The 13,505-nt window shown below is 72.4% G+C and carries 11 protein-coding genes; 8 read left to right on the top strand and 3 right to left on the bottom strand.

All coding sequences use genetic code 11. The features are described 5' to 3' along the window. Positions 1 to 106: 106 nt before the first annotated feature. Entirely contained in the window at positions 107 to 2,230 is a 2,124-nt protein-coding gene (locus tag ACFYWG_RS18025) for a SpoIIE family protein phosphatase (RefSeq protein WP_383508706.1), read from the top strand. Positions 2,231 to 2,299: 69 nt separating this feature from the next. On the opposite strand, the gene ACFYWG_RS18020 is transcribed toward ACFYWG_RS18025, so the two are convergent. Then, the gene (locus ACFYWG_RS18020; protein ID WP_389202161.1) at positions 2,300 to 4,591 is read right to left on the bottom strand and encodes a transglycosylase domain-containing protein; all 2,292 of its coding nucleotides are present in this window, start codon (positions 4,589 to 4,591) and stop codon (positions 2,300 to 2,302) included. A gap of 275 nt (positions 4,592 to 4,866) precedes the next feature. Here ACFYWG_RS18020 and ACFYWG_RS18015 point away from each other — a divergent pair, with 275 nt between their 5' ends. From ACFYWG_RS18015 to ACFYWG_RS17995, 5 genes are all read left to right on the top strand, one after another. Then, the gene (locus tag ACFYWG_RS18015) at positions 4,867 to 5,811 is read left to right on the top strand and encodes an SPFH domain-containing protein (RefSeq protein WP_376329083.1); all 945 of its coding nucleotides are present in this window, start codon (positions 4,867 to 4,869) and stop codon (positions 5,809 to 5,811) included. Next, positions 5,808 to 6,134: a hypothetical protein gene (locus ACFYWG_RS18010; RefSeq protein ID WP_389202159.1), complete on the top strand. Its 327-nt coding sequence runs from the start codon at positions 5,808 to 5,810 to the stop codon at positions 6,132 to 6,134. Before ACFYWG_RS18015 ends, ACFYWG_RS18010 begins: the two co-directional genes overlap by 4 nt. Before the next feature lie 153 nt (positions 6,135 to 6,287). Next, positions 6,288 to 6,812, top strand: coding sequence for a PadR family transcriptional regulator (locus tag ACFYWG_RS18005; RefSeq protein WP_376329078.1), 525 nt, complete (start codon positions 6,288 to 6,290; stop codon positions 6,810 to 6,812). Next, the gene (locus ACFYWG_RS18000) at positions 6,809 to 7,498 is read left to right on the top strand and encodes an ABC transporter ATP-binding protein (RefSeq protein ID WP_376329075.1); all 690 of its coding nucleotides are present in this window, start codon (positions 6,809 to 6,811) and stop codon (positions 7,496 to 7,498) included. Before ACFYWG_RS18005 ends, ACFYWG_RS18000 begins: the two co-directional genes overlap by 4 nt. Then, the gene (locus ACFYWG_RS17995; protein WP_389202156.1) at positions 7,495 to 9,831 is read left to right on the top strand and encodes an ABC transporter permease; all 2,337 of its coding nucleotides are present in this window, start codon (positions 7,495 to 7,497) and stop codon (positions 9,829 to 9,831) included. Before ACFYWG_RS18000 ends, ACFYWG_RS17995 begins: the two co-directional genes overlap by 4 nt. A 16-nt stretch (positions 9,832 to 9,847) precedes the next feature. Here the strand turns inward: ACFYWG_RS17995 and ACFYWG_RS17990 are convergent, their stop codons facing one another. Beyond that, the gene (locus tag ACFYWG_RS17990) at positions 9,848 to 10,792 is read right to left on the bottom strand and encodes a LysR substrate-binding domain-containing protein (RefSeq protein ID WP_383511133.1); all 945 of its coding nucleotides are present in this window, start codon (positions 10,790 to 10,792) and stop codon (positions 9,848 to 9,850) included. A gap of 139 nt (positions 10,793 to 10,931) precedes the next feature. Here ACFYWG_RS17990 and ACFYWG_RS17985 point away from each other — a divergent pair, with 139 nt between their 5' ends. Together ACFYWG_RS17985 and ACFYWG_RS17980 are read left to right on the top strand one after the other, a co-directional pair. Beyond that, on the top strand, positions 10,932 to 11,486 hold the full coding sequence (locus ACFYWG_RS17985; RefSeq protein WP_190195680.1) for a peroxiredoxin: 555 nt from the start codon (positions 10,932 to 10,934) through the stop codon (positions 11,484 to 11,486). A 6-nt stretch (positions 11,487 to 11,492) separates the two neighbouring features. Next, positions 11,493 to 12,026, top strand: a complete 534-nt coding sequence (locus tag ACFYWG_RS17980) for an alkyl hydroperoxide reductase (protein WP_376329070.1) — start codon at positions 11,493 to 11,495, stop codon at positions 12,024 to 12,026. Between the two features lie 66 nt (positions 12,027 to 12,092). On the opposite strand, the gene ACFYWG_RS17975 is transcribed toward ACFYWG_RS17980, so the two are convergent. Next, entirely contained in the window at positions 12,093 to 13,409 is a 1,317-nt protein-coding gene (locus tag ACFYWG_RS17975) for an AI-2E family transporter (RefSeq protein WP_383511122.1), read from the bottom strand. Between the last annotated feature and the right edge of the window lie 96 nt (positions 13,410 to 13,505).

Below are 13,505 nucleotides of genomic sequence, written 5' to 3'. Positions count from 1 at the left end.
ACCGCGCGGGAATTCCGTTCCTGGGGCACGTATTCCGGGTATCGGAGTCTCGGCGGGACCACCTGCACGTGTGGCGTGCAGCCCCGGACGGACGGATTCGACACGCGTGACGGAGCAGCCGACCTCCTTCGAACGCCCGCAGCCGGGCGTCGACCCCGCGGACCCCCGCGGGGCGCTCGTGCACACCCCGGCACGCGGGCCGGGCGCGGGCACGTTACCGGTACAGGGCCGCCCCGGCGGCGACGTCACCGTCCCGGTCACGACGGCGCACCTCACGCCGGGCACGTCGGACCCGGGCACCTCCACGCCGTTCGGCAAGGGCAAGGACACCGTGAGCGACCCCGCCTCCGAGCACTCCCAGCCGGGTGCCGAGCAGACCGCCGAGCGCGACACCTCCCGGCCGCGGCCCGCCCCCGAGGGCATCCCGCTCCAGCCGGCCGACGAGCAGGACCGGCCGCTGCCCGACGGCGGGACGCAGGAGCGCCGCAGCGGCCAGAACCTGCCGCCGGGCCGACCCACGCCGATGCGCCGGGACGGCGACCGGCTGCGGTTCGTCGGCGCCGCCACGCGCCGGATCGCCCGCGGCATCGACCTCGACGAGATCGTGATGGGGCTGTGCCGGGCCACCGTGCCCACCTTCTCCGACGCGATCCTGGTCTACCTGCGCGACCCGCTGCCGGTCGGCGACGAGCGGCCCACCGGCCCGCTGGTGCTCCGGCTGCGCCGCACCGACCGGATACCGGCCGAGCGCGACACCGAGAACGGCTTCCTGCCCGCCGCCCAGCCCGAGCCGAGCGAGCTGGACTCGGTCGGCGCCGAGCTGTGCGAGGTGCGGCCCGGCAGCGCGCTCGCCGAGGTGCTGCGCGGGGTGCGCCCGGTGTTCACCGAGGCTCCCGCGGCCCGCGCGGCCCTGCCCGAACTGCTCGGCGAGGGCGGCGAGACGGCCCTGCCCGACGGGCAGCGCGCCATCCTGGCCCCCTTGCGCGGCCGCCGCCGGGTGATCGGGGCCGCCCTGTTCCTGCGCCGCCCCGAGCGCATCCCCTTCGAGCCGGACGACCTGCTGGTGGCCGCGCAGCTCGCCACGCACAGCGCCCTCGGCATCGACAAGGCGGTGCTGTACGGGCGCGAGGCGTACATCGCGGACGAGTTGCAGCGCACCATGCTGCCCGAGACGCTGCCCCGCCCGACGGGCGTGCGCCTCGCCTCGCGTTACCTGCCCGCCGCGGAGACCGCCCGGGTCGGCGGCGACTGGTACGACGCGATCCCGCTGCCGGGCAGCCGCGTCGCCCTGGTCGTCGGTGACGTGATGGGCCACTCCATGACCTCGGCGGCGATCATGGGCCAGCTGCGCACGACGGCCCAGACCCTGGCCGGCCTCGACCTGCCGCCGCAGGAGGTCCTGCACCACCTCGACGAACAGGCCCAGCGCCTGGGCGTGGACCGCATGGCGACCTGCCTGTACGCCGTCTACGACCCGGTCGCGCACCGCATCACCATCGCCAACGCCGGTCATCCGCCGCCCGTCCTGCTGCATCTGGGCGGTCGCGCGGAGGTGCTGCGCGTGCCCGCCGGGGCCCCGATCGGCGTCGGCGGCGTCGACTTCGAGGCCGTGGAGCTGGACGCGCCCGCCGGCGCGACCCTGCTGCTCTACACCGACGGCCTGGTCGAGTCCCGCCTGCGCGACGTGTGGACCGGCATCGAGCAGCTGCGCGAGAAGCTCGCCGCGGTCGCGCAGCTCACCGGGCCGGACCACCCGCCGCCCCTGGAGGCGCTGTGCGACGAGGTGCTCGACATGCTCGGCCCGGGCGACCGGGACGACGACATCGCGCTGCTCGCCGCCCGCTTCGACGGGATCGCGCCCAGTGACGTCGCGTACTGGTTCCTGGAGCCGGAGGACGCCGCCCCCGGCCGAGCGCGCCGCCTGGCCCGCCGGGCGTTGCAGCGCTGGGGCCTGGAGGAGCTGAGCGACTCGGTGGAGCTGCTGGTCAGCGAGGTCGTGACGAACGCCGTGCGGTACGCGTCCCGGCCGGTCACCCTGCGGCTGCTGCGCACGGACGTGCTGCGCTGCGAAGTCGGGGACGACGTACCGCAGTTGCCGCGGCTGCGCCAGGCCCGTGCGACGGACGAGGGCGGCCGCGGCCTGTACCTGGTCAACCGGCTGGCCCGGCGCTGGGGCGCGACCCGGCTCAGCACCGGCAAGGTGGTCTGGTTCGAGCTCAACCACGGCTGATCTCGCACGGACACGCCGAAGGGCGCCCGGCCGGTGCCGGGCGCCCTTCGGCGTACGTCCGCCGCCGCCCTACTCGTCGTCGTTCGGCCGCAGCGGCTCGAACGGGTCGCCGCCGTCGCCCGGGGGTGTCGTCGACGGGGTCGTGGGCGGGGTGGTCGTCGGCGCCGTGGTCGACGGGCTCGCGGGCGGCGAGGTGCTCGGCTTCTCGCTCGTCGGCGGCGGCGAGGACGACGGCTCCTCGGTCGTCGGCTCCTGCGTCGGCTCCTCGGTGGGCTCCTGCGTGGCCGACGGCGTCCAGGTCGGCTCCACGGCCGCGCCCTGCAGCGTCTCCAGGTCGAACCTGCTGACCTCGCTCATCACGCCGAAGGTGTACGCCGCCCAGATCTGCGCCGGAAAGCCACCGCCGTTGACGCGGGGCTGCCCGCCGGCCTTGTACATCGGGACCTGCTTGTACGGGGGCTTGTCGTCCTCGCCGAACAGGCCGACCGAGGTGACCAGGTTCGGCGTGTAGCCGGTGAACCAGGCCGACTTGTTGTTGTCGGACGTCCCCGTCTTGCCCGCGACCTGCTGGCCGTCGCGCCGGGGGTTGTCCCGTACGGACCGCTGGGCGGTGCCGTCGTCGACGACGCCGGTGAGCACGGAGGTGACCGTGTCGGCGGCCTCGCGGCTGATGGCCTGCTCACCGATGGGGTCGGGCATCTTCACCGTCCGGTTCAGGTGCTGGGCCGACTTGAGCACGGAGGGGGTGACCTTCCTGCCGTGGTTGTCGAGGGTCGCGTAGACCCCGGCCATCTGCAGGGGGCTGGCGCCCATGCTGCCCAGGGTCTGGGCGGGCACGGCCTCCATGTTCTCGGTGTCCATGCCGAGTCGGCCCGCGACCTCGACCACCTCGGGCATGCCGACGTCGACGCCCATCTGCGCGAAGACGGAGTTGACGGACTTGTTCATGGCCGTCTGGACGGTGATCTTGCCGTAGTTCGCGTCGTCCTCGTTCTCGGGCGCGAAGCCGACCTTGCTGCCGCCGGAGACCACCGGGCGCTCGCTGGTGCCGTCGTAGACGGTGTTCGCGGTGATCGGCTTGCCGTCCTGCGTCTTCGCGCCGTTCTCCAGGGCCGCGGCCAGGATGACCGGCTTGAAGGTGGACGCGGGCTGGTAGTCGGCGCGGGTGGCGTTGTTCACGTAGTGCTTGAAGTAGTCCCTGCCGCCGTACATCGCGACCACGGCGCCCGTCTTGGGGTTCACGGACACCGCACCGGCCTGGACGTCCGCGTCGACCTTGCGCTCGGCCGGGTCGAGCTTGCTGGTCAGCTGCTGCCGGACGGACCTCTCCAGGGCGGCCTGCTTCTTCTTGTCGATGTTCAGCCTGAGGGTCCAGCCGCCGGCGTTGACCAGCGCCTCGGCCTCCTTGGCGCTGTCGGCGGTTCCCTCGGCGACGAGTTGCTTCTCCAGGGCCGCGTTGGCCGCGTTGACCAGGTAGCCCTTCTGGCCCTCCATGCCCGGGGCGGGCTTGGGGTCCTGCGGCACGGGGAACTTCATGGACGCGCGCTCGGAGCGGTCGAGCCAGCCCTCCTCGACCATGTTGTCCAGGACGTAGTTCCAGCGGGCCTTCACCAGCTTCCTGCCGGCCGGGGAGGCGACCGCCCAGTCGTACTGGCTCGGGGCCTGGAGCAGCGCGGCGAGGTAGGCGCCCTGCGCGACCGAGAGCTTCTCGGCGTCGGTGCGGTAGTAGGCCTGGGCGGCGGCCTGGATGCCGTAGGCGCCCCGGCCGTAGTAGCTGGTGTTGATGTAGCCGGCGAGGATGTAGTCCTTGGACTTCTCCCGGTCCAGCTTCAGGGAGATGACCAGCTCCTTGAGCTTGCGGGAGACGGCCTGCTCCTGCGTCAGGTAGTAGTTCTTGACGTACTGCTGGGTGATCGTCGAGCCGCCCTGCGCGCCCCGGCCGGCCACGGTGTTGAGCAGGCCGCGGGCGGTGCCCTTGAAGTCGACGCCGGCGTCCTTGTAGAAGGTCTTGTTCTCGGCCGCCACGAAGGTCATCCGGACGCCCTTGGGGACCCGGGACAGGTCGACGTTCTCGCGGTTGACCTTGCCGTCGCGGGCCATGATCGTGCCGTCGCTGTACTCGTAGATGTTGCTCTGGCGCTTGGCGTCGGCGTTCCCCTCGGGGATGTCGATCACCATGTACAGCACGATGAAGGCCCCCATGCCGAGCAGGCACAGGCCCAGGAAGGTCCCGAGGATCTTCTTCCAGGTGAAGAGCCGGCGTATGCCGCTCCTGCCGGCCGCGTCCGACGGACGGCGGCGCCCGGGCGCCGCCCGGCGCCCGCCGCGCTGTCGGGCGCGTCTTTCTTCCGCTCGTCCCATGGGTCCGATCCGCTCCGCTTCGTTCATGTGTGCGCGTATGTCACACAGGTTCGCCGCTCAGGTCAGCTCAGAAAGCTAACACCGGGAGATATGAGAAAGGGCTGCCGATCCGGCCCCAACCGGACGTGACAATCAGCACCCATCCCAACGGAACCGACGTACGAGACCTGTACGGGGTTGCCAGGAACGCTTAAAGTGATATCACTTAGCTAGACAGAAGCTATGCGGGCGACGCCCTGCCCGCACGGCTTCTCCGAAAGAACGGGGGTTCACCCATGTCCACCCACGACACCCATGACGCCCAGGTCACGGCCGACGTGCCCGAGATGCCCGCGCCCCGGGTGCGGGAGTTCGCCGCGCACAGCATCGGCGGCGGCCTCGCCCTGCTGCTGGGACTGCTCGGACTGCTGGCCGGCGCCGGGCTGATCGCGGCCGCCACGGCCGTGGCCTCCTCCGGCGCGCAGGCCGCACTGATCGTCGCCGGCATCCTGGTGGCGCTCGCCGCGTTCCTCGCCATGTGCGGGCTGAACATGGTCGCGCCGGGCGAGGCCCGGGTCGTGCAGCTCTTCGGCCGCTACCGGGGCACGATCCGCCAGGACGGCCTGCGCTGGGTGAACCCCTTCACCTCGCGCACCAAGATCTCCACGCGGGTGCGCAACCACGAGACCGCGGTGCTGAAGGTCAACGACGCCTACGGCAACCCGATCGAGCTCGCCGCGGTCGTGGTGTGGCGGGTCGAGGACACCGCCCAGGCCACGTTCGAGGTGGACGACTACGTCGAGTTCGTCTCCACCCAGACCGAGGCGGCCGTGCGGCACATCGCCATCGAGTACCCCTACGACGCCCACGAGGAGGACGGCCTCTCGCTGCGCGGCAACGCCGAGGAGATCACCGAGAAGCTCGCGGTCGAACTGCACGCGCGCGTGGAGGCGGCCGGCGTGCAGATCATCGAGTCCCGCTTCACGCACCTCGCCTACGCGCCGGAGATCGCCTCGGCGATGCTCCAGCGGCAGCAGGCGGGAGCGGTGGTCGCCGCTCGGCGGCAGATCGTGGACGGAGCCGTGGGCATGGTCGAGGCCGCGATCGCGCGCATCACCGAGCGGGACATCGTGGAGCTGGACTCCGAGCGCAAGGCGGCCATGGTGTCCAACCTGATGGTCGTGCTGTGCGGCGACCGCGCCGCGCAGCCGGTGCTCAACACCGGGTCCCTCTACCAGTGACCGTCCCCGACGAGGGCGCGGGTGCGCGTCGCCGGCCGCCGCAGCAGCGCAAGCAGGTGCTGCTGCGGCTGGACCCCGCGGTGTACGAGGCGCTGGCGCGGTGGGCCGGGGACGAACTGCGCTCGGCCAACGCGCAGATCGAGTTCCTGCTGCGCCGGGCCCTGGCCGAGGCCGGACGGCTGCCCCGGGAGACCGGACCGCTCCCCCGGCGCGGCCGGCCGCCCTCGGACCCGGGTGGTCCGTCGGGTGGCCCGGGTGGAGCGCCGAGCGGCTCACCGGGCGGACCGCCCGAGGGGCCGCCGGACGTGCCCCCGAAGGCCTGAGCCGCCCGGGGGGTGCGGCCCGGACCGTGCGGCAGGCACCGCCTGTTGCGGAACCGTGACAACGACCCCCCACCTGCGCTCCCGCACCCCCCGCCATGCACTGCACACTCGGCGTATACATCGTGCGTATACACGCCGTGTACAGTCGCTCCCATGTCCATCGGTCACACCCTCCTGGGGCTCCTGGAGTCCGGCCCGCGCCACGGTTACGACCTGAAGCGGGCCTTCGACGAGAAGTTCGGTCACGACCGGCCGCTGCACTACGGCCAGGTCTACTCGACGATGTCCCGCCTGCTGAAGAACGGGCTCGTCCAGGTCGACGGCATCGAGGCCGGCGGCGGCCCCGAGCGCAAGCGGTACGCCATCACGGAGGCCGGCATCACGGACGTCGAGCGCTGGCTCGCCACCCCCGAGAAGCCCGAGCCGTACCTGCAGTCGACCCTCTACACCAAGGTCGTCCTCGCGCTGCTCACCGAGCGCGACGCCGCCGACGTCCTGGACACCCAGCGCTCGGAGCACCTGCGCAGCATGCGGATCCTCACCGACCGCAAGCGCAAGGGCGACCTGGCCGACCAGCTCATCTGCGACCACGCGCTGTTCCACCTGGAGGCGGACCTGCGCTGGCTGGAGCTGACCGCGGCCCGCCTGGACAAGCTCCGTGAGGCGGTGGCCCGATGACCGTTCCCGCCGGCTCGCTCCTCACCGCGCAGGACCTGCGCAAGGCCTACGGCCCGACGACGGCGCTGGACGGCGCCGAGTTCTCCATCCACCCGGGCGAGATCGTCGCCGTCATGGGCCCCTCCGGCTCGGGCAAGTCGACGCTGCTGCACTGCCTCGCCGGGATCGTGACGCCCGACTCCGGCTCGATCAGCTACAACGGGCGCGAGGTGACCTCCATGAGCGACGCCGAGCGCAGCGCGCTGCGCCGCTCGGAGTTCGGCTTCGTCTTCCAGTTCGGGCAGCTGGTGCCGGAACTGACCTGCGTGGAGAACGTCGCCCTGCCGCTGCGGCTGAGCGGAGCGTCCCGCAAGGAGGCCGAGCGCGCCGCGCTGGCCTGGATGGAGCGGCTGGAGGTGGACGACCTGCGCAAGAAGCGGCCGGGCGAGGTCTCCGGCGGCCAGGGGCAGCGGGTCGCCGTCGCCCGCGCGCTGGTCACCGACCCGCGGGTCGTCTTCGCCGACGAGCCGACCGGAGCGCTGGACTCCTTCAACGGGGAACGCGTGATGGAACTGCTCACCGACGCCGCCCGGTCCGCCAACGCGGCCGTGGTGCTGGTCACGCACGAGGCCCGGGTGGCCGCGTACTCCGACCGCGAGATCGTCGTGCGCGACGGCAGGTCACGGGACATGGAGCGGGTCGTATGAGCCTCGGGCAGTGGGGCCGCGACCTGGCGATGGGGACCCGGTTCGCCTTCGCCGGCGGACGCGAGGGCTGGGTCCGGGCGGTGCTCACGGCCGTCGGCGTCGGGCTCGGGGTGGCGCTGCTGCTGCTGACCACCGCCATACCCGACGCGCTGGCGGAGCGGGGGCGCCGCGAGGAGGCCCGCAGCGACCACACGTACAGCCAGCCGAAGATACCCAAGGCCGACGACACCCTGATCGTCGTCGACGCGAACACCACCTTCCGCGACCAGGACGTGCGCGGGCGGCTGCTGGAGGCGGAGGGCCCCGAGGCCCCGCTGCCCCCGGGCGTCGCGGAGTTCCCGGCTCCGGGCGAGATGGTCGTCTCCCCGGCGCTGAAGGAGCTGCTCGCCTCCGACGGGGGCAAGCTGCTGCGCGAGCGGCTGCAGTACCGCGTCGCGGGCACCATCGGCGAGCAGGGGCTCATCGGGCCCCGGGAACTCGCCTACTACGCGGGCGGCGAGGAGCTGGCCCAGCGCATCAAGGGTTCGGCGAACGGGGCCAGGATCGACAGCTTCGGCGACGAGGGGCCGGCGGACTCCGACCCGTGGGACCCGGTGCTGCTCCTGCTGGTCCTGGTCGTCTTCGTGGTGCTGCTGATGCCCGTCGCGGTGTTCATCGCCGCGGCCGTGCGGTTCGGCGGCGAGCGGCGCGACCGCAGGCTGGCGGCGCTGCGGCTGGTGGGCTCCGACAGCCGGGCGACCCGGCGCATCGCCGCGGGCGAGGCGCTCGCCGGCTCCCTGCTGGGCCTGGTCCTGGGCACCGTCTTCTTCCTGGCCGGACGCCGGCTGGCCGCCTCCTTCGAGGTGTTCGGCGTCAGCGTCTTCCCGAGCTACCTGAACCCGTCCCCGTTGCTGGCCTTGCTGGTGGCGCTGGCGGTTCCCGCGGCCGCGGTGCTGGTGACCGTCCTCGCCCTGCGCGGGGTCGTCATCGAGCCCCTGGGCGTGGTGCGCACGGCCCGGCCCGCCCGGCGCCGGCTGTGGTGGCGGCTGCTGCTGCCGCTGGGCGGACTGGCGCTGCTCGCCCCGATGATGGGGCAGGGCGACGACGGCGGGGAGTTCAACCAGTACCTGGTCGTCGGCGGTGTGATGCTGCTGCTGGTCGGCGTCACGGCCCTGCTGCCGTGGGTGGTGGAGACGGTCGTCTCCCGGCTCGGCGCGGGCGGGGTCGCCTGGCAGCTCGCCGTCCGCAGGCTCCAGTTGAGCAGCGGCACCGCGGCCCGCATGGTCAACGGCATCGCGGTGGCGGTGGCCGGGGCGATCGCGCTGCAGATGCTGTTCGCCGGGGTGGAGGGCACCTACACCAGGGCGTCGCAGTACGACGTCTCCCGGGCCCAGATGAGCGTGGACGTCCCGGACGGCGCCGGCGCCGCGGCCACGGTCCGGCAGTATCGGCAGACCGAGGGCGTGCGCAAGGTCACCGCCCTCTCCGACCTCCACCTCGCCGACCGGCGCAAGGGGGATGCCTCCTACGTCCAGGTCACCGTCGCCGACTGCGCCTCGCTGCGCGAGGTGGCCACCCTGCCCTCCTGCCGCGACGGCGACGTCTTCGCGGTCCGGGGTGCGCAGTACGAGGCCGGGACCGAGAAGCTCGCCCGGCCCGGCAGGACCCTGTGGACCGACCCCACGGACACCTCCCGTCCCGGCGGCCCGGTCTCCTGGACGCTGCCGCGGGACATCCGGCCGGCCGAGTCCCGCGAGGACCCCACGGGTTACGAGCGCGGCGGCGTCCTGGTCACGCCCGGCGCCCTGCCGGAGAAGCTCAGGGCCTCCACCTCCTCGCAGCTCTTCCTGAGCCTGGATCCCGCGGTGCCCGACGCGTACGACCACGCGCGCAACACGGCGGCGCGGCTGGATCCGACGTCGGAGCCCATGACCTGGAGCAGCGTCGAGCGCAACGAGCGCTACGACACGATCCGCACGGGCCTGTCCGTCGGCGCCGCGGCGGTGCTGGCGCTGATCGGGGCGAGTCTGCTGGTCTCGCAGCTGGAGCAGTTGCGCGAGCGGCGCAAGCTGCTGTCGTCGCTGGTCGCCTTCGGCACCCGGCGCCGCACCCTCGGCCTGTCGGTGCTGTGGCAGTCGGCCGTCCCGATCGGGCTGGGCCTGCTGCTCGCCGCGACGGTGGGCATGGCCCTGGGCGCCGTGCTGCTGCGGATGACGGCCACACCGGTCCGGGTGGACTGGGCGAGTGTGCTGTCGATGACCGGCATCGGGGCGGGCGTGGTGCTCGTGGTGACGCTGCTGAGCCTGCCGCCGCTGCTGAAGCTGACGCGGCCGGACGGCCTGCGCACCGAGTAGCCGCCCGGACGCGCCGTCAGGCGTCCTGCTCCAGGACGCGTACGGGCAGCGGCCGCAGCGCCTGGCGCAGGGCGGCCGCCAGCTCCTCGTACTCCGCGCCGCGCGCGGCCCCCGTCCGCATCGCCAGGGCGACCCGCCGGGTGGGGGCCGGGTCGGCGAAGGACCCGGTCAGAAGCTGGCTGCTGCGCGATATCTCCACCTTCAGGGCGGTGCGCGGCAGCAGCGTCACGCCGAGTCCGCCGGCCACCAGCTGCACCAGCGTGGACAGGCCGGCGGCCGTCGTGGTGACGGGGGCGTCCTCGCGGCCGGCCTCCCGGCAGATGTCGAGGGCCTGGTCGCGCAGGCAGTGCCCCTCGTCGAGCAGCAGCAGGCGCAGCTCGCGCAGCGCCTCGCGCGGGATGCCCTCGCGTCCGCCGAGCCGGTGGTCGAGCGGGGTGACGAGCACGAAGTCCTCGTCGAACAGGGGCAGTTCGGTCACGCCCGGCACGCCCAGCGGCACGGCGAGCAGCAGCAGGTCCAGCCGCCCGCCGGCGAGTCCGTCGAGCAGGTTGGCGGTCTGCTCCTCGTGCACCTGCAGGTCGAGGTCGGGGTAGCGCTCGTGGACCAGGCGCAGCACGGTCGGCAGCAGATAGGGCGCCACCGTCGGGATCACCCCGAGCCGCAGCACCCCGGTGAAGGGGGCGCGGGCCGCCTCGGCCTCCTCCATGAGCGACTCGACCTCCCCCAGCACGGCCTTGGCCCGTGCGGCGATCCGCTCGCCCTCGGGCGAGAGCAGCACCTTGCGCGTCGTACGCTCGAGGAGCGTCACTCCGAGTGTCTCCTCCAGGGCCGACACCGCGCCGGAGAGGGCGGGCTGGCTCATCCCTATCGCGGCGGCGGCGTCCCGGAAGTGCAGGTGCTCGGCGACGGCCGCAAAGGCCCGCAGCTGGGCGAGGCTCGGCTGCCTGCGCTTACTACCCACAGTCACTGATAACTACCTCCGATCAACCCGACCGAGTGTAGCTATTTCCCTAATCAATCGGCGCTGTGCCAACATCAACACCGTCCAACCCATGGGAAACACCCGCAATCCGGGTGTTTCTTCGCTGCAAGGAGAGCGTGTGCTCACTGTCGGTGACAAGTTCCCCGAGTTCGACCTGACCGCCTGCGTCTCGCTGGAGAAGGGCAAGGAGTTCCAGCAGATCAACCACAAGACCTACGAGGGTCAGTGGAAGGTCATCTTCGCGTGGCCCAAGGACTTCACCTTCGTGTGCCCGACCGAGATCGCCGCCTTCGGCAAGCTGAACGACGAGTTCGCCGACCGCGACGCCCAGGTCCTCGGCTTCTCCGGCGACTCCGAGTTCGTCCACCACGCCTGGCGCAAGGACCACGACGACCTGCGTGACCTGCCCTTCCCGATGATGGCCGACTCCAAGCACGAGCTGATGCGCGACCTCGGCATCGAGGGCGAGGACGGCTTCGCCAAGCGCGCGGTGTTCATCGTGGACCAGAACAACGAGATCCAGTTCTCCATGGTGACCGCGGGCTCCGTCGGCCGTAACCCCAAGGAGGTCCTGCGGGTCCTGGACGCCCTGCAGACGGACGAGCTCTGCCCCTGCAACTGGTCCAAGGGCGACGAGACCCTGGACCCGGTCGCGCTGCTCTCCGGGGAGTGATCTGACATGTCCCTCGACGCACTGAAGTCCGCGATACCGGACTACGCCAAGGACCTGAAGCTCAACCTGGGCTCGGTCATCGGCAACTCCGACCTGCCGGCCCAGCAGCTGTGGGGCACGGTCCTGTCGACGGCGATCGCCTCGCGCTCCCCGATCGTGCTGCGCGAGCTGGAGCCGGAGGCCAAGGCCAACCTGTCGCCGGAGGCGTACACGGCGGCCAAGGCCGCCGCCGCGGTGATGGCGATGAACAACGTCTTCTACCGCACGCGCCACCTGCTGTCCGACCACGAGTACGGCAGCCTGCGCGCGGGTCTGCGGATGAACGTCATCGGCAACCCGGGCGTCGACAAGGTCGACTTCGAGCTGTGGTCCTTCGCCGTCTCGGCCATCAACGGCTGCGGCATGTGCCTGGACTCGCACGAGCAGGTGCTGCGCAAGGCGGGCCTGGACCGTGAGGTCGTCCAGGAGGCGTTCAAGATCGCTTCCGTGATCCAGGCGGTCGGCGTCACGCTGGACGCCGAGGCGGTCCTGTCCGAGTAACCCCCGGCGGCCGCACAGCGACAGGGCCCCGTCCACCGACCGGTGGACGGGGCCCTGTCGTCGTCGCTACGGTGCGGGCGTCTCGCCGTCGGGCGGCGGCGGCTCCGCGCTCACCGCCGTGGCCCCGCGCGGGCGGACCGCCTGGCGCAGCGCCGACTCCCGCGAGTAGGACCGCAGATAGCCCGCGACCGTGTTCGTCACGGCCACCAGCGGCACCGCGACCACCGCGCCGCCGATCCCGGCCACCATGCCGCCGCAGGCCACCGCCAGCACCACCGCGAGCGGATGCACCCGCACGGCCCGTCCCAGGATGAACGGCTGCAGGATGTGCCCCTCGATCTGCTGGACCGCCAGCACCACCACCAGCGTCATGACGGCCGTGAACACGCCCTGCGTGACCAGCGCGACGACCACCGCCAGCGCCCCGGAGACCACCGCGCCCACCAGCGGGATGAAGGCGAACAGGAAGATGAACACCGCCAGCGGCACGGCCATCGGCACGTCGAGGAAGTAGATGCCGAGCCCGATGAAGATGGCGTCGATCAGGGCCACGATGACCGTGCCCCGCACGTACGCCGTCAGCGTCCGCCAGGCCGCCGGGCCCGCCCCGGCCACGCCCGGGCGCGCCGCCGCCGGCACCAGCTTCAGCGTCCACTGCCAGATCCGCCTGCCGTCGTAGAGCAGGAACAGGGTGCAGAAGACGGCCAGCAGGATCCCGGTCAGCGCCTCGACGACGACCGTGACGCCCTCCAGCCCGGCCGAGGTGATCTGGTCGGTGTTGGCGCCGACCGCCTCGCGCAGGTTCGCGGCGATCTCGTTGATCTGCTTGTCGGTGACGTGGAAGGGGCTGTTCAGCAGCCAGTTCCGCAACTCGTCGATGCCGTCCTGGATCTGGCCGGAGAGGTCGTCGATGTTCTCCATGACCTGCCAGGTCACGAACCAGCCGATGAGGCCCATCACGACGAAGCCGAGGATCGCGGTGAGGGCGGTGGCCGGGCCGCGCGGCACCCCGTGGCGGCGCAGCCGCGCCACGGTCGGCTGGAGCAGGGCCGTGATGAGCAGCGCGATGACGAACGACAGCACCACGAGCTGGACGGCGCTGATGACCCGCATCAGCACCCAGAGGGTGCCGGCGAGGACCAGCAGCCGCCAGCCGGCCTCGGCGGCGACCCGCACGCCCCAGGGCACGGCCAGCGCGGGGTCGGGCCTGGGCGCGACGTCGGGGGCGTAGTCCGGGGGCGGCGGGACGTGTTCGTAGGCCCGGGAGCGGGACTCGGAGTCCTCGTGCTCCCGTTCGGCCTCGGCGCGGCGCTCGTTGTACCGCTCGCTGATCTCGGTCAGCCCGGCACCGACCCGGCCGAGCCACCCTGGCACTCGCGACATGATCCGTCCTCTTCCCCCGTCTGTCCGCACCACTCCCCCCGGGGAGCGGTCCGCGTCCGACCGTACATGGCGCGAGCCCCGCACCGGACGACGGTG

Source organism: Streptomyces sp. NPDC003456 (assembly GCF_042878735.1).
In the GTDB taxonomy this organism is placed as follows: Bacteria; Actinomycetota; Actinomycetes; order Streptomycetales; family Streptomycetaceae; genus Streptomyces.
Note: the sequence above shows the minus strand (reverse complement) of the source record. Positions and strands in the feature narration are given on the sequence as shown.